The following is a 16,949-nucleotide window of genomic DNA, read 5'->3' as shown; positions in this document are numbered from 1 at the left end:
GTGGCCGTTCACCCTCTCAGGTCGGCTACGCATCGTCGCCTTGGTGAGCCGTTACCTCACCAACTAGCTAATGCGCCGCAGGCCCATCCCGCAGTGACAGATTGCTCCGTCTTTCATCCTCTTAGCAGGAGCCAAAAGGAATTATCCGGTATTAGCTACCGTTTCCGGTAGTTATCCCAGTCTGTGGGGCAGGTTGCCTACGTGTTACTCACCCGTCCGCCGCTAACCATCAGGAGTGCAAGCACTCCATCAAGTCCGCTCGACTTGCATGTATTAGGCACGCCGCCAGCGTTCGTCCTGAGCCAGGATCAAACTCTCCAAATTGGTTTTTTCGAGCGATCACTTCCCCGAATTACTCCGAGAAAATAACCATCCGAAAAATTATTGAAAAGAGCGATTGCTCATTTTGAAACTGACGATTCATTAAATGAATCTTGTTAAATCAACGTGTTCCATTTGTTCAGTTTTCAAAGAACTTGTTCCCTTGCAATTCATCATGTATGTCTTGCACAGGAATTATATCATATCATGTTTCTTTATTTCTTGTCAACTTATTTTTTCAACGCCCTCGTTTCCGTTAGGCGATGTCTCATAAGCACAAGAGATAATATACCATGCGGATCTCATGATTGCAACACTTTTTTGAAAATAATCTATCGTACGTATATTTCCCACCCCTACAGCACAAATTGTTTCCCATAATCCATTGCATATGGCTAAAATAGGATCTATCGTAAACATTAAAAAAGAATCCTAGCACACAATATGGAGAGGAGCCATAATGAAGAACAACTCAACAACCGCTGCCCCTAAGCCAGATCTTCCGGCTGCAGAGCAGCGCAATACGCAACAGGCCACGATTTACCGCATCCTACTCGCTGTCAGTTTTGTTCATTTGTTTAATGATTCTATTCAAGCAGTCATTCCGGCGATTTTCCCGATTCTCAAAGACAACCTGCTGCTTTCCTTTGCTCAGATCGGCTGGATTTCGTTTGCCTTGAATGTAACTTCTTCGGTCATTCAGCCTGTTATCGGCTATGCCGCCGATCGCAAGCCACGTCCGATTCTGCTCCCGCTGGGGATGTGCTGTACCTTTGCCGGGGTCTTTTTGCTGGCTTATGCCAACAATTATATACTGGTGCTATTCTCTGTTGTACTTGTCGGATTCGGATCGGCTGCCTTTCACCCGGAGGGCATGCGTGTTGCCCATATGGCCGCAGGACTTCGCAAAGGACTGTCCCAGTCTATTTTTCAGGTAGGAGGGAATGCCGGGCAATCGCTCGGACCCATGCTGACGAAGTGGATCTTCATTCCTTTCGGGCAAATTGGTGCACTAGGCTTCACCATCGTTGCTGCCGCAGGAATCGCCGTGCAGACCTATGTAGCTCGCTGGTATCGCGAAATGCTTGATTCCGGCTATACCTTCCGCAAAAAGGCCGCGGCCAAGCTAATGGACCCTGCAAGGCGCAAAAGCATTCGGAATGCAACTATCATTCTTGTCTTCCTGGTGTTTGTGAGATCCTGGTACGGGGCCTCCATCGGCAGTTATTATGCATTCTACTTAATGGATAAATACCGGATGTCCCTGGATAGTGCACAGGTGTATATCTTTATGTACCTGGCAGCCGGTGCCGTAGGTACGTTCTTCGGCGGACCACTCGCAGACCGTTTCGGGCGGCGTAACTTGATTCTCTTTTCTATGGTAGGTACGGTTCCCTTTGCATTGGCGCTGCCTTTCGTCAGTCACTTCTGGGCCGCAGTGCTGCTGCTGATTGGCGGCTTCGTACTTCTATCAAGCTTCTCAGTTACCGTTATTTATGCACAAATGCTTTATCCCGGCAATATCGGAACTGTGTCAGGACTAATCACCGGACTTGCGTTCGGACTTGGCGGCATCGGCTCGCTCGTGATTGGTAATCTTATTGACGTTATTGGCATTACGAAAGTATTTGTGGCCTGCGGATTCCTGCCTCTGCTCGGATTATTGGCACTATTGCTCCCAGGAGACAACAAACTGGAGGAATGGGCGGCCGAGTAAGGCCCCAATCCTGATAGGTAGCTCATCCGTTCTCTACTTAGAGGACAGATGAGCTTTTTTTATTTTCCAGCCTGCGCCAGAGCTTGGGTCATTACCTTAGAAAATATTGCTGCCGCCATCCCGCTTCCAGCCGTCATATAATTCTGCTCATCCGTCCGGTCAAAACCGATCCATACCGCTCCGGTCCATTCCGGTGTATACCCGACAAACCAGAGATCCCGATTCCCCTTACGGCTCACTCCGGGCAGATCCAATTGGGTCGTCCCGGTTTTCCCCGCTACTGGGCGGTTCATCTGAGCCTTTTTTCCGGTACCTTCATTAACTACACTCCGAAGCATTGTGGTCATCCTGTCTGCTGTAACTGGAGAGATCACCTGAGCTGAAGATGACGTGTGCTTATAGATGACTTCTCCGCGGGCATTCTTCACCATCCGTACCAGATGCCCCTCATTGAATTTGCCCCCGTTTGCGAACACGCTGTAGGCCTGGGCCATTTTTAGCGGAGAAATGCCTTTGTGCAGGCCGCCTAATGCGATTGCGAGATTATTGTCCTCCTCTGTTAATTCAATCCCCAGCTTGGCCGCAAACTTACGCGCCTGACCTATGCCTACCTGCTGCAGCAGCCACACCGCCGGCGCATTGATAGACTGTTTGATCGCCGTCTGCATAGTTACCTGGCCACGATAATCCCCGTTCAGATTCTCCGGCTGATAGTTTCCATAGGCCGCCCGCCGATCAGACAACAGACTATCTGGAGTGAATTTTCCACTTTCCAGCGCAGGTCCGTAATCAATGATTGGTTTAAAAGAAGACCCCGGCTGTCTGGCATCCATAATAGCCCTGTTCAGCCCCCCTGCCTTCGGCTCCCGCCCTCCCATAAGCGTTACAACCTCTCCGTTACGATGGTCCATAATCACCATAGACGCTTCCACTTGCCGGTCCTTCCCATCCGGTGGGAAAGAATCGGGTTGCAAAAAGGTCTTCTCGAGTACACTCTGGGCATGCACATTCATCGCTGTAACAATCGTATAGCCGCCACTCTGCAATTCTTCTCTGGATTTGCCAGTCAGCCTGGACGCTTCCTGAAGCGCGGCATCGCCATAAGATATTCCAGCAGCCGAAAGCTGCGGTTCCACCGGTGGAGCCTGATATTCTTGAAGCAGTGCAGCATTCAGCTGTGCATGAGATATCAAACCCCGCTGCTCCATTATATGTAGAACAAGCTTACGTCTTTCGGCAGACCGCTCGGGATCATCCACAGGGTTGTAGATCGAGGGCCCTTTAGGAATCGCTGCAAGCGTAGCAATTTGCCAGATCTCCAGCTTATTGGGATCGTTAATGCCAAAATACCGCTCAGCTGCGGCCTTGATTCCATACTGACCTCGCCCCATATACAACTGGTTGAGATACATCTCCAGAATCTCACTTTTGGACAAACGCCGCTCCAGCTCCAAGGCAATAGACGCCTCGTTCACCTTGCGTAAGAGGTTCTTATCTCTGTTCAGATACAGATTCCGGGCCAGCTGCTGGGTGATACTGCTCCCTCCCTCGGCTATTTCCATATTCGCTGCATTTGTTACAAGTGCCCGCAGTATTCCTTTGTAATCCAGCCCGTCATGGGTATAAAAGCGGCGGTCTTCCACTGCCAGAAAAGTAGCTGTTAATAGCTTAGGCATCTCCGTAAGCTGTAGGGAGGTCCTGTAGCCGGATCCTGGAATGGGGACTTTGCGTAATAAAGATCCATCTGAAGCCAGCATTATACTAGACTCCGGTAAAATTAACTTGTCAGAATAACGGCTGACTACGGTGCTTCCATATTCATGAATGTACACAAGACCAGCTAACATTAGCAGGACTACGATTACTCCAAGATCAAACAACGTATACAGGATGCTCAAGACCCTGTCACGCATGTTAGACCAGTGAATCCTTCTATAGAAGTTCTCATGGGGTCGCCTCTCCAGTGGACTGCTCATGACCCAGTAATCAGACGCTCCAACGCCTGCTCCATCCCGGTTGCTTCCTCTCTGGCATTCACGAGAAGGCGGAGCATAGTATTGCTATCTTCCCCCGCAGCTTCCGCCTCATGAAGACAACGGAGTGTAGCTTTAACCCTAAGGATCAGGGCCATGGCATCTTCGTTATCCAGCACCGGGGACGAACCAGAAGTTGGGCTAAAGTCCAAATCCCCTGCAACTGCTGCTGAGAGCTCCCTCGGATCTTCTCCCTTATACGCTTTATGTTGCGTACCTACACCTCTCCTATTGCTGTTAATCCGCTCCAGATGTCCAGCTAATGCTTGCAATTCCCCGGCGGATAGCACCTTCAGTCCCGTGAAAGAACCGTGATTGGCGAGCTTTTCCGCTGCATGCAGCAGTGATTGCATATCCTGTGCCGGCTTCTGTGAGCGCAGCAAAAAGAACCCCGAGAACACCAGTACAAATAACATGGCGGCAAAGGGGGCTTTGCCAATATGATTGATAATCCAGTGGGCAAGCGTCACAACTAAAGCGCCCGAATCCTGGCTGTGACGGGAATACATCCATACGAACAGTCGGTATAACACGAAAAGAACAGCAGCACTCAAGAGTGTGCTTCCGCCAAAAATATATAGATACCCCAGTCTTACGGTCCGCCGCTTCCTCAATGCCAATCCCTCCTTTCAGAAGGGGATAATCCCCCTCTGACACAAGGATAAGGAGGAAATCTTAAGAATGACTCCATAACTTCTTAAGATTTTCTGAAGAAACAAGAAGGAGAGCAGACAAAAGCTACGTTTGTGAAAGCGGAAGACGGACGATAAAGTCCGTACGTTGTCTGCCGCTTACGGCCAAAATAACACCGCCATGCAGTTCAATGATCCCCTTGGCAATCGCCAGCCCCAATCCAGAACCTCCGGTGTGCTGTGAACGAGAACGCTCCGCCCGATAAAAGCGTTCAAAGATATACGGAAGATCGCCTTCCGCTATCATTTCTCCGAAATTGCTGACTCGCACCACGGCTTCGTCTCCCTCCCGGCTCAGGCCGATCTGCAGCTTCTTGCCGTCACGACCATACCGGATTCCATTGGTGATCAGATTATCAAAAGCACGAACCAGCTCATACGGTGCACCCTGTATCCATAGCGATTCGGTATCGTCTTCAATTTCATACGTCATACCAGCTGCAGTCAGTGCGGGAACAGCTTCCTCTGCCAACTGCCGCATAAATGCTTTGAGATCCAAAGGCGCCAGTACAAACGGTATACCGCCACTATTCACCCGTGTATATTCAAATAAGTCATCAATCAGCTTTCTGAGCACCAGTGATTTCTGGTAAGCAATGCCTACGTAATAGCGCATTTCTGTCTCATCCCGGCAGCGGTCCTGCTCAATGTATTCCAGATAGCCTAACACAGAGGTTAACGGAGTACGCAGATCGTGTGATACACCAGTAATCAACTCATTTTTAGCGGTTACTGCTTTCCGTTCTTCCATTAAGGAATGCTGAAGACGATCAGACATAATGTTGATGTTCTCGGCTAGCACACCCAGTTCATCCCCTGACCGGACTTCAATTCGGTGTGACTCCCCGAGCTTAGTGATTTGTTGAATCCCTTTGGTGATCTCTTCAAGGTAGGAAATGATTTTACGGGTATAGATGAAAAAGAATAGCAAAAAGCTGACGATTCCAGCCGCAGCCATAAGCGGAGCTGAACCGATATGGTTAATAATCCATTTCAGAATCAAAGAGTAAGGAGCAGAAGGCGGGGCCGGGTTTAGATACACCATGGAGTTCACCAACTGATAGCATACCGCAAGCAGAATACCGCCCGAGAATACGCTCAGCAAGAAAGCCCATATAAACTTCCAGCGGATGGTACTGATATATTTGGAGTTCAAAATTCATCACCTCCGGCCGATCAGGAAGGCCCGTCCAGTTTGTAGCCAATACCCCATACGGTCTGTACATAACGGGGCTGCTTGGGGTCAAGCTCGATTTTTTCACGGATATTACGAATATGCACCATTACTGTATTGCCCCCATCAAGAAAAGGCTCATTCCAGAGGTTACGGTAAATCTGTTCCATGCTGAGCACCTGGCCCTGATGTCTTGCTAACAGCTCCAGAATGGCAAACTCCCGAGGTGTAAGCTTAACCTTACGGCAGTCCACACTGACTTCATGCTTGGCGGTATCAATGATCAAATCCTCAAACACTAGTTCATTCTCGTTCCGGCGTGTAGGACCGCCTGTATTCAGTTTATGGTAACGACGCAGCTGCGATTTGGCCCGGGCCACCAGCTCCAGCGGGTTAAAGGGCTTGCCCACATAGTCATCCGCCCCGATGCTGAGTCCGGCGATTTTGTCCATATCGGTATTTTTCGCGGATAGCATAATGATCGGCATGTTCCGTTCCTCACGTATTTTCATACAGGCGGCCACACCATCCAGCTTTGGCATCATCACATCCAGGATAATTAGATCCACCTCTTCATTGTTCAGGCACTCCAGGGCCTCCAGTCCATCATAAGCCTTGAGCAGCCGATAGCCCTCGTTGCGAAAATAAATATCCAGCAGGTCCACGATCTCTTTCTCATCGTCTACCAGCAATATCGTTTCAGGTTTCACCGAAAGTACATCCTTTCCAGTTCTTTTGTTAACGTTCCTTCCTTATTCTAACAAAAGATCCCGGCCAATTCGCCTATGCAAATTAACCGGGATCTATAATATTATGCTGGGCCTGGGCCGCAGCGCTTATTCCACTATGCTTTTAGCTCTCCAACAACCGAATCAGTTCTTCCTCATCCTCAATGACCTGAATACCGAGCTGCTGTGCTTTGGCCAATTTGCTGCCTGCCTTCTCGCCGGCAATGACCAGATCCGTCTTCTTGGACACACTACCGGTTACCTTCGCTCCCAGTACTTCCAGACGTTCCGCCGCTTCCTCACGTGTCAGCTTATGCAACGTACCCGTAAGAACAACGGTTTTGCCGCTGAAGAAGGAATCTGTACTTACCGGGCGCGGGGCTTCAGGGGCCTTAGCCTCGACGCCTAGCGCCAGCATGCGGTCAATCCCTGTCACCACGAACGGATCAGCAAAGAATCCTACGATGCTCTCAGCCACAATACCGCCAATATCCGGCAGTTCAGCGAGTTCTTCGGCTGTCGCCTTCATCACTGCTCCCAGATCACGGAAATACTCAGCCAAAGTGCGAGTCGTAGCCTTTCCTGTGTTAGGGATACCTAGCGCGTACAGGAAGGAGGCTAAATCCCGTCCCTTGCTGTCTTCCAGTGCCTGAAGAAGATTGCGCGCTTTCTTCTCACCGAAGCGCTCCAACTCCACTAGCTGCTCAAAAGTTAGCTCATAGAGATCGGCCGGCTCACGGACACTTAGCTCTTCATAGAGCTGTCCTGCCGTCTTCTCGCTAAAGGTCTCAATGTCCATGGCGTCCCGTGAAGCAAAATGCGTAATCCGGCTGACGATCTGCGGCTTGCAGTCCAGCTTGTTGTTGCAGAAGAGATGTGCACCGCGCATTTCCAGCGGGAAACCGCATGCAGGGCATTTGTCCGGGAAAATAATCTCCCCGCCGTCACTCTCCTCAGTCACTTTGCCCAGAATCTCCGGAATCACATCATTGGAACGACGGATGAAGACTCTTGTGCCCAGCGCATGCTTCAGGTTCTTCCGTTCGATATCGCCCACATTGTTAAGTGTACAATTCTGGACAGTAACACCGGCCAGTTCAACCGCCTCAACTCGTGCCAGCGGCGTGACTTTGCCGGTCCGTCCCACATTCCAGCTGACAGATTCGAGAATCGTCGTCGTCTCTTCTGCTTCGAACTTGTAGGCGACTGCCCAGCGTGGGAATTTGTCCGTATAGCCTAGAACTTCCCTAATCCGGAAATCCGTGACCTTGATCACGGCTCCGTCAATGAGGTAATCCAGGGAGGCACGTTTCTCTTCAATCTCCGCCAGTTGCTCAGTCACATCGTCAAATTTATCGTAGTAAGTCAGATAAGGGTTCACCTTGAACTGATTATTCCGCAGGAAATTCATCATCTCCTGATGATCGCTAAACTGCACACCCTCTGAGTAGCCTATATTGTAGAAAAAGGCGTTTAGCCGCCGCTCGGCCGTCGTCTTAGGGTTTAGATTCCGCAGAGCACCGGCCGCGCCGTTGCGTGCGTTCTTCAGCGGCTCGGCTGCCCGGGTATTATAATCCGCCAGTACCGACAGGTTCATAATCCCCTCGCCCTGCACCTCTATCAGACCTTCCTTGAACGGAATGGTCAACGGAACGGACTTAATCGTCTTTACTTGGGCCAGAATACCCTCACCTGTTACCCCGTTTCCGCGCGTGGCAGCTTGCTCCAGCACGCCATTACGGTACGTCAAATTCAGCGTCAGCCCGTCAAATTTGAGCTCAACGGCATAACATGGCTCTGGCAATGGGGTATCCGGGTTCTTGGTGTTATAATCATTGACCAGCTTCAGTACGCGGGCATTCCAGCTCCGCAGCTGTTCAATATTCTGCGCCTTATCCAAACTCCACAGAGGAGCCAGATGGCGATGGGGCGTAAAGCCCTTGAGCAATTCTCCACCCACCCGCTGTGTTGGTGAATGCGGAAGCACAATGCCGCTCTCCGCCTCCAGCGCTACTAGCTTGTCATAGAGAACATCGTACTCTTTGTCGCTAACGAGCGGTGTGTCAAGCGTGTAATAATGATAGTTATATTTGTGAAGCTCTGCTACGAGCTCTTCCATTGTATGCATAACATCCATACAGGTATATCCCTCCGTCAATAAGTGTCCTACAATTAGCGTCGTCCAAAAAGACAATCGTTAATCGTAGTCGATCTATTCCACCTTGGCGATCGGCGCAAAGCCTGCGAGCAGCCGTTTCACGCCCACCGGCGCCGGAAAAGCAATCTGCAGCTCCGTATCGTTGCCGGTGCCTTTGACGGACACAATGGTGCCTGTGCCCCATTTGCCGTGGGATACCTTGTCGCCCGCCTTGAAATCGGCGGACGCTGAAGATCCTGCTCCGGCTGCGGGCTTCGCCCCGCCGGAGGTCACGGACACGCGGCCCTGGCCAGCTGCGGCCGTGGCCGTGCTTCCGCCGAAGCCTGCGGCATTCGGCGTAGACCCGGCGGCCCCGCCCCGGCCGCCGAAATTGCCCCGGCCGCCGCTGGCGAAGCCGCGGCCGCCATAGGCTCCGCCCACATCCGACCCGCCGCGGCGGAATCGGTCGTGGGCAGGGGCGGTATCTTCCTTCAACTCCTCCGGAATCTCCTCCAGGAAGCGGGACGGCGGGTTGGCCGTCGTCCGTCCGAAGAGCGTGCGCACCCGCGCGCAGGAGAGAAACAGTTGTTTCTCGGCGCGGGTAATGCCGACATAGGCCAGCCGTCGTTCCTCTTCCAGTTCATCATTGTCCTGGAAAGCCCGGCTGTGCGGGAAGACGCCTTCCTCCATCCCGACAATGAACACTGTCGGGAACTCCAGACCCTTGGCGCTGTGCATCGTCATCAATACCACCGCATCGCTGCGATCTTCCTCTTCGTCATTCATGCTGTCAATGTCAGCGATTAGCGCAAGGTCTGTCAGGAAGGAGACGAGCGACTTGTCCTCATTATTTTTCTCAAATTCCATCGTTACCGACAAGAACTCGTCGATATTCTCCAGTCTGGAGCGGGACTCGAGCGTGTTCTCATTTTGCAGCTCCAAGCGGTATTGCGACAATTCCAGCACTTTCTCGGTCAGTTCAGTCACCGACAGGAATTCCACCATCCGGTGCAGCGCTTCGATCATGTCGTAGAATTCCACCAGCGCATTCCGGGTACGTCCGGCAAAGCCCAAATCATCCACCGTCTCCAGAACACGGAAGATCGATACGCCTCGTTCGGCTGCAGCAACGGCAAGCTTACCAACAGTCGTATCGCCTAGCCCGCGCTTTGGCACGTTGATAATCCGCGTCAAGCTGATATCATCATCCGGGTTGGACAACAGGCGCAGATACGCCAGAATATCCTTGATTTCTTTACGGTCGTAGAACTTGATGCCGCCTACGATCTGATAGGGAATATCCGACTTGATCAGAATTTCCTCGATAACCCGGGATTGGGCGTTCGTCCGGTACAGAATGGCGTGATTTTGGTAGGCTTGACCTGTTTTCACATTCTTACTGATTTCTCCGGTAACAAAATATCCCTCATCATGCTCAGAATCCCCGCGATAAACCTTAATCTTCGCACCTTCATCCGAGTCCGTCCACAGCTTCTTGGGCTTGCGTCCGGTATTGAGCGCGATGACACCATTGGCTGCATTCAAGATATTGGAGGTGGAACGATAGTTCTGCTCCAGCAGGATAGTTTTGGCTTCAGGATAATCTTCTTCAAAATTAAGAATGTTGGTGATATCCGCTCCGCGCCAGCGATAAATCGACTGGTCACTGTCACCGACTACACAAATCCGGTGGTGGCTGTCAGCCAGCATCCGGCACAGCATGTACTGCGCACGGTTCGTATCCTGATACTCGTCCACATGAATGTACTTGAATTTCTTCTGATAAAAATCCAGAACCTCTGGTACTTCCTTGAACAGTTGAATCGTAGCCATGATCAGATCATCAAAATCCAAAGAGTTATTGCTCTTCAGACGCTTCTGGTACATGGTGTAGACCTTGGCAATCAATCCTTCAAAATAATCGCCGACCTTCTGCTCATATTGGGCCGGGGTTACCAGCTCATTCTTCGCCGTACTGATCACAGACTGAACAGCCTTCGGCTCGAACTTCTTCGTGTCGATGTTCAGTTCCTTCATACAGTTGCGGATTACGGACAGCTGGTCCGTCGAATCCAGAATCGAGAAGTTGGAAGTAAAGCCGATCCGTTCGATATCCTTCCGTAAAATCCGTACGCACATGGAGTGGAAGGTCGATACCCAAATGTCGCGGCCCTCCGGCCCAACAAGCTTGGATACACGCTCCTGCATCTCACGCGCTGCTTTATTTGTAAATGTGATGGCCAAAATCGCCCAAGGCGGTGCCTTGCGGTTCGCAATCAGCCACGCAATTCGGTGCGTCAGCACCCGCGTCTTGCCGCTGCCCGCGCCGGCCATAATCAGCAGTGGTCCTTCAGTAGTCTCCACAGCCTGCCGCTGCGGAGGATTGAGCCGACTAACGGCTTCTTGTATGTTAACAGGTTGCATGTATAACATGCTCCTTTCTTCATTCATATGAATTACAACATTGAAGTAGTTCTCCTATAAAGACTACTCAAAGTGCATTTGCTGCGTATTTTTCACCGCCTGAACCGTCAGCAGTGCCTGCTCTAAATCCTGATAGATGATATTGCCGACCACAACCGTATCACATAGCGCTGCCATCTGCACAGCCTCCGCTTCGGAAGTAATTCCCCCGCCATAAAAAAGTTGACTATGCTCCACAGCCTCCCGTACGGTCCGCACAGTTTCCACCTCTCCGAATCTGCCGCTATACTCCAGATATACCACAGGCAGAGACATCAGCTTGTCCGCAACCTGCGCGTAGGCTGCAGCCTCTTCAGCTTGAAGATCCGTATCAGCTCCCGTAAGTCTAGCCACAGTAGAATTGTCGTTCAGCACAATGTACCCCTCAGTCAGCAGCATGTCCCAAGGAATCAAATAGCCGTAGCGTTCAATCGCCCGGCGGTGATGGCCGACGATCCAGGTCGGGTCCGGCGTATTAAGCACCATAGGGATCATGTACAGATCAAATCCCGGGACAGCCGCTTCCAGATCCGATACCTCCAGGGCCACTGGCAGCGCGTAGCGGCTGATTCTGGACATTAGGTCCACAGTATTCTCATAAGTGACTCCTGAGGAGCCACCTACCATTATGGCATCCGTTCCTGACAAACATAATGCCTCCAGCTCTCCATCACCCAGCTCACGGTCCGGATCCAGCTTGAATACATGCCGCCACGGCTTGATCATCTGCTGCACTGCTCTCATGTTCTTCCATCCCTCATCAGTCATTTAGGCAGGACAAAATCCCCCCTGCCTCCGCTAAAGATATAACTCTAGTCTATGCCAGCGGGAAGGGGGGTGTCAATTTAAAGACGGTAAAAAATACGAACATTTTTTCGCTTTTTTACCATATGAAAGACTACAGACTGCTGCGCAGTCCCTTGATCCGGTTCAGATCATTCTCGGCCACAAAATCAGTATAAAATCCGTCTACGCCCATCCGGTACAGCTTCACAATCTGCTCTTCCTCGTTCACGGTGTGAACGTATACCCGCGCCCCGGCCTTTTTGAGTTTTTGCACAAAATCTCTATTGGCCCGGCTCGCCGGCATTGTTATATCCACCTTATTGTTCTGCACAAATTCAATGACCTCATCATTAGTATCCTTGGAGGTGTAAAGGGTATAAATTATATTTGGAAAAATGTGTATCTTGTTAAGTTCGTCCAGCATATCACGGCTGTAAATCTGGGGAACGATCCGCTCCAATAACGTGGGATCTCTTGTTCGGGCCGCTTCGGTCAGCATCTCGAACTGCTGCATAATTAACCCGGAATCAAACTCCTTGGTATCCGTAACTATGTACGCATCTGTATAGTGCTGCATCAAATCCAGAATCTTCTCTAAATCCAATGGCGAATAGATATTCATTATCGGGCTATTCATAAACTCATCGTGGCTCAGCGGTGCCCCTACCTTGGCGGATGAAAGAATTTCGGTCTGACCCAATAGCTTACTCATATTTGCCGTCCACTCATGTCTGGCAATTAGCTGATTATCCGTGCTTAACATTAAATCCGTCTCAAAGACCCGGGTGCCCTGTTCATAATTGGCTATAAATGCTTCAAAAGCATTGGTATACGTATGCCCCCCAATACCGCCCATCGCATGGGCAACGACCCGGTGAGCGGCAAAGCCCGAGCCAGGCTGTTCCTGTTTCTGTCCAACTGTGAATATAACTAAGAGTCCTAGCGCCAAAATCATGATTACAGAAGCCACAATCTTCTTTTTTTTGTTCATATAAAAGTTTCCTTTTAGTAGTAAGATTGGAGGTATTTAAACACAATACCCCGCTTTGCCGGAGGCAAAACGGGGTATCTCTCATACGTTCACCAGACGGTTTGGTTTAGTAGGCATTCTTATTCATAAATCCGTTACGAATCGTCTTAAATATAATCCGAATGTCGAACAACAGTGACCAGTTCTCAATATAGAAAATATCATGCTTGATGCGCTCCTCGATCGAGGTGTCGCCACGTAATCCATTGCTCTGAGCCCAGCCTGTAATTCCCGGACGCACATGGTGCTTCACCATATACTTCGGAATCTCGTCGCGGAACTGCTGTACATAATATGGCCGCTCTGGACGCGGACCCACTACGCTCATATGACCCAGCAGCACATTGAAGAACTGTGGCAGCTCATCCAGACTGGTTTTGCGGATAAAGGTACCGAATCTGGTTCTGCGCGGATCTTCGCGTGTACTCCAGCCCGTATCTTCTCCGGTATCCACCTGCATCTTCATGGAGCGAAACTTGTACATCATGAAGTTGCGACGGTTCAATCCCACCCGCTCCTGCTTAAAAATAACCGGACCTGGTGAGGTGAGACGCACTCCCAGCGCAACCAGCAGCATTACCGGGAGCATCATCACAATCGCAAACAGCGAGAACACGATGTCAAACATCCGCTTGGCCAGCTTGTTGCCTGCCATATCCAGCGGAATATCCCGTACATTGATCATCGGCATGCCCGCAAAATTATCGAAGTATGGCCTAGCCGGCAAATAATCGAAGAAGTCGGGGATGATGAGCGTGCGCACACCCGCTTTTTCACAAGCGGCAATGATAGAAGGATACTTCGAGTGGGCATCCAGCGGCAGCGCCAGAATTACCTCATCCACAGGCAACATCTCCAGCATCCCGGATAACTGGTCTATCGTTCCCAGGATAGGTTTGTAGCGCTGTTCCTCGATTCCGTCCCAGGTATGGTAATCATCCAGGAAGCCAATGGCTTCATAGCCCAGTTCGGGGTATTGCTCTAGGTTATTATAGAATCTTTTGCCGAGAGTCCCGGCTCCTAGAATAAGTACAAATTGACGGTTGAGGCCTTTTTGGCGAATGGATTTTAGCATGGATTTGAGCAAATAACGGTACAGCATAATGGCAAATATATTGAAACCCATATAGATCGCCAGATACGTACGTGAGATATTGATTTCTTTTACGAAGAACATGAGGCCAAGCAGGATAAAAATAGCTATCGCATGCACCTGAAAAATCTTCATAAATTCATCGACAAAGCGCTTCTTGCGCTTCGGCAGATAGAGAGACATCATAATCCCAATCAGTACGGCAATCCCGCCATAAATCATGCTCCAATAGGCATATGACTGTAAGGATAGCGACTTTTCGTAATCCATCCATTCACTTTCAAACTTAAGCCACCATGCGGCCAGAAAAGATATCTGAATAACCAAAAAATCCGCGACCATATACATTTGCGTTAAAAATTGTTGATTACGGCGAATCATAATCTCACCTCAGCTTTCGATTCGGTGCGTGTACCGGCATCGCCGGAAGCCGACAGACTCTGAGCTGGAAGAGGTACTTTTCTCGGTGATATCATAGCGTTCCGCACCAGCGATAATACAAATTTGAGACCCACTCCAGCATAAACCATTCCATTAATCATACTGTTGTACTGCTGGCGATAATGCTTACGATGAAATAAAATCATTGCCCGATGAAATTCATACACAATCTTGAACGGTCTGCGACGTGCACTACCGCCTTTAAGATGGATAATAGAAGTCTTCGAATAGTAGTAAATTTTCCATCCCGCTTCCTTGATGCGGTAACACCAGTCCAAGTCCTCCCCGTACATAAAGAACTCTTCATCCAGACCACCGACATGTTCAATCGTCTCCCGCCGGAGCAGCATGAACGCACCAACCAGACAATCGACAGGGTAATTCTTATCCGGGTCCAGATAACCCAACTGGTAGCCGTTGAAGCGGGGGTTATTTGGGAACAGCTTGCTGAAACCAAAGGCATAATAAAACGAGGCCGAAGGTGTAGGGAAACCACGTTTGCAAGCCTTGTCCAGTGATCCGTCGGGCAAAATAATTTTGCAGCCAGAAGCCCCAACGTCCGGGCGGCTATCCATAAAGGTAATCATCGTCTCCAGCGTATCTTTACGTACGACCGTATCGGAATTCAGCAACAGTACAAAACGTCCGGAAGCAATCTCCATACCCTGATTATTGGCCCGAGCAAACCCTGTATTCTCCTCATTGGCTATCAAAGTGACATTCGGAAACTCTCTACTGATGGCCTCTACGGATCCATCGTGGGAATTATTGTCTATTAGAATAATCTCATAGGAAAACTTCGTCTCCGAATCATATACCGACCTTAGACAATCCATCGTCAGGCGACGGGTGTTGTAATTGACTATCAATATACTTACATCCACACTCAATGCTATTACTCTCCTGACAAATATAGTAATCTCTCGACAAATAGTATAACACAAAACCCCCAAGAAAGGCGTGGCCTTGGCAGGGAGGTTTTGTATAAGATATCCTATATTATTATTAAAATGGAATCTGATTTTAGATTTATATTGTTTACGCTACTTCTATATAAGACGAACTTAAGATTTCCGCTTAAAGCTCGGTCGTCACTACGGTGAATGTTTGGACTTCTCGTCAATGTTGTATCCAGATTTCTTTTTTATAAGCCGCTTTTAGCGGTTGAAAATCTGGATACAGCTTAGCTTCCGACGCGAGCTTTCCTTCGGAAAGCTTTTAGGCGAGCGCTTTCGCTCCTACAGTTCCAAACCTTCCCCTTCGTTCCTTAAGATCATCCACTTTCCGCTTAATATCTACTTCTCTCCCTATCCTTCACCTTACTCTGTACGGCCTTACGCTTCTCCTTAAGGGCAGGCAGCTGCGAGAAAAAGGACTTCCACGCTTTAAATAACCCGGGCTCTTTTAGAAGCATATATCCATGCGCGGCAATTTCATAGGGCATTGAAACGAGCAAGGTCGCCAGCAAAGTACGGCTATGTTCATTTTTATACATCATCTTATATCTGTTGATATAGGATATCCGCCTAATGAACATCGATTTCCCGCTTCTCCCGGAAGTCTTCCAGCCACGCTCATGATATCCAAGAGCTTCTGTATCATAGTAACCTTGCCATCCCAGCAATTGCGCCCTCCAGGCTACATCAACATCTTCCTTATATGCGAAAAAGTCCGCATCAAAAAACTCACCGCCTACGCTTATATCATCGATCATTCTTCTGGAATACATCGCAGCGGCACCCGATACGCCAAAAACTAGACCAGAATTCTGCCAGCCTACAGCCGCTTCTCCTTGCCCCCGGTCAAAGGCACGACGTGCTCTGTTCATTCTGAGCCCTGTACTGTCGACCAGATTAGGATCTGCTTTTAATAAAAGCTTTCCCGTTGCACTCCCGATCTGTGGGTTGGCTTCCATATCTTCAATCAGTCTACTGACATAATCAGGTGCCAGGACAAGATCCGGGTTAAGCACAAGGACATAATCCGTATTGGTTAGAGAAATGGCCTGATTATGCGCAGGGGCAAAGCCAGTGTTAACCGAATTTTGAATAAGCTGTATCCGATCAAGAGGATTAACTGGGTCGCTATGTCCACTTTGTATGCTATAGTTCTTAACCCTTTCCGCTGTTCCATCTCCGGATGCGTTATCAATCACCACAATTTGTTCAAGAGGATAATCCTGCGCCAAAACTGCATCCAGACATTCTAGGATATCCTCTCCACTATTATAAGTAACAATATGTACGCTAACTTTTTTGTTATTCATAAGGATCCTCGAATCTTTATTTTTCACTTCACAGACTATTGTTCTATTATAGCTAAAAAATAAAAAAA

At 49.5% G+C, this 16,949-nt stretch carries 12 protein-coding genes and 1 rRNA gene; 1 reads left to right on the top strand and 12 read right to left on the bottom strand.

Translation table 11 applies throughout. From position 1 onward, the window contains the following. A 16S ribosomal RNA gene (locus ACFVU8_RS19490) occupies window positions 1-324 on the bottom strand; the annotation flags it as partial. A 457-nt stretch (window positions 325-781) separates the two neighbouring features. Here ACFVU8_RS19490 and ACFVU8_RS19485 point away from each other — a divergent pair. Continuing rightward, window positions 782-2,038, top strand: coding sequence for an MFS transporter (locus ACFVU8_RS19485; protein WP_175371565.1), 1,257 nt, complete (start codon window positions 782-784; stop codon window positions 2,036-2,038). A 59-nt stretch (window positions 2,039-2,097) separates the two neighbouring features. Here the strand turns inward: ACFVU8_RS19485 and ACFVU8_RS19480 are convergent, their stop codons facing one another. From ACFVU8_RS19480 to ACFVU8_RS19430, 11 genes are all read right to left on the bottom strand, one after another. Beyond that, a complete protein-coding gene (locus ACFVU8_RS19480; protein ID WP_387429463.1) occupies window positions 2,098-3,951 on the bottom strand; it encodes a transglycosylase domain-containing protein in 1,854 nt (617 codons plus the stop codon). 59 nt (window positions 3,952-4,010) lie between these two features. Continuing rightward, window positions 4,011-4,685, bottom strand: coding sequence for a hypothetical protein (locus tag ACFVU8_RS19475; protein WP_387429460.1), 675 nt, complete (start codon window positions 4,683-4,685; stop codon window positions 4,011-4,013). Window positions 4,686-4,809: 124 nt separating this feature from the next. After that, window positions 4,810-5,919: a sensor histidine kinase gene (locus ACFVU8_RS19470; RefSeq protein WP_387429458.1), complete on the bottom strand. Its 1,110-nt coding sequence runs from the start codon at window positions 5,917-5,919 to the stop codon at window positions 4,810-4,812. A gap of 20 nt (window positions 5,920-5,939) precedes the next feature. Then, on the bottom strand, window positions 5,940-6,647 hold the full coding sequence (locus ACFVU8_RS19465) for a response regulator transcription factor (protein ID WP_387429456.1): 708 nt from the start codon (window positions 6,645-6,647) through the stop codon (window positions 5,940-5,942). 142 nt (window positions 6,648-6,789) lie between these two features. Beyond that, window positions 6,790-8,802: an NAD-dependent DNA ligase LigA gene (gene ligA, locus ACFVU8_RS19460; RefSeq protein ID WP_387429453.1), complete on the bottom strand. Its 2,013-nt coding sequence runs from the start codon at window positions 8,800-8,802 to the stop codon at window positions 6,790-6,792. Window positions 8,803-8,877: 75 nt separating this feature from the next. Further along, window positions 8,878-11,226 carry a DNA helicase PcrA gene (gene pcrA / locus ACFVU8_RS19455; RefSeq protein WP_175371552.1) on the bottom strand — a complete coding sequence of 783 codons (2,349 nt, stop codon included), beginning with the start codon at window positions 11,224-11,226 and terminating at the stop codon, window positions 8,878-8,880. Between the two features lie 63 nt (window positions 11,227-11,289). Next, window positions 11,290-12,009, bottom strand: coding sequence for a heptaprenylglyceryl phosphate synthase (pcrB, locus tag ACFVU8_RS19450; protein ID WP_387429450.1), 720 nt, complete (start codon window positions 12,007-12,009; stop codon window positions 11,290-11,292). Window positions 12,010-12,163: 154 nt separating this feature from the next. Beyond that, a complete protein-coding gene (locus tag ACFVU8_RS19445; RefSeq protein ID WP_387429448.1) occupies window positions 12,164-13,042 on the bottom strand; it encodes a phosphatidylinositol-specific phospholipase C/glycerophosphodiester phosphodiesterase family protein in 879 nt (292 codons plus the stop codon). A 106-nt stretch (window positions 13,043-13,148) separates the two neighbouring features. Next, window positions 13,149-14,555, bottom strand: a complete 1,407-nt coding sequence (locus ACFVU8_RS19440) for an undecaprenyl-phosphate glucose phosphotransferase (RefSeq protein WP_175371549.1) — start codon at window positions 14,553-14,555, stop codon at window positions 13,149-13,151. Further along, complete coding sequence (locus tag ACFVU8_RS19435) at window positions 14,552-15,499, bottom strand: glycosyltransferase family 2 protein (protein WP_387429496.1); 948 nt, start codon at window positions 15,497-15,499, stop codon at window positions 14,552-14,554. Before ACFVU8_RS19435 ends, ACFVU8_RS19440 begins: the two co-directional genes overlap by 4 nt. Before the next feature lie 404 nt (window positions 15,500-15,903). Beyond that, window positions 15,904-16,881 (bottom strand): glycosyltransferase family 2 protein, encoded by a 978-nt coding sequence (locus ACFVU8_RS19430; RefSeq protein ID WP_387429446.1) that lies wholly within the window; start codon window positions 16,879-16,881, stop codon window positions 15,904-15,906. Window positions 16,882-16,949: the final 68 nt, after the last annotated feature.

Source organism: Paenibacillus sp. NPDC058177 (assembly GCF_042883835.1).
GTDB lineage: Bacteria > Bacillota > Bacilli > Paenibacillales > Paenibacillaceae > Paenibacillus_AQ > Paenibacillus_AQ agri.
This window is presented reverse-complemented; position numbering and strand designations above follow the sequence as displayed.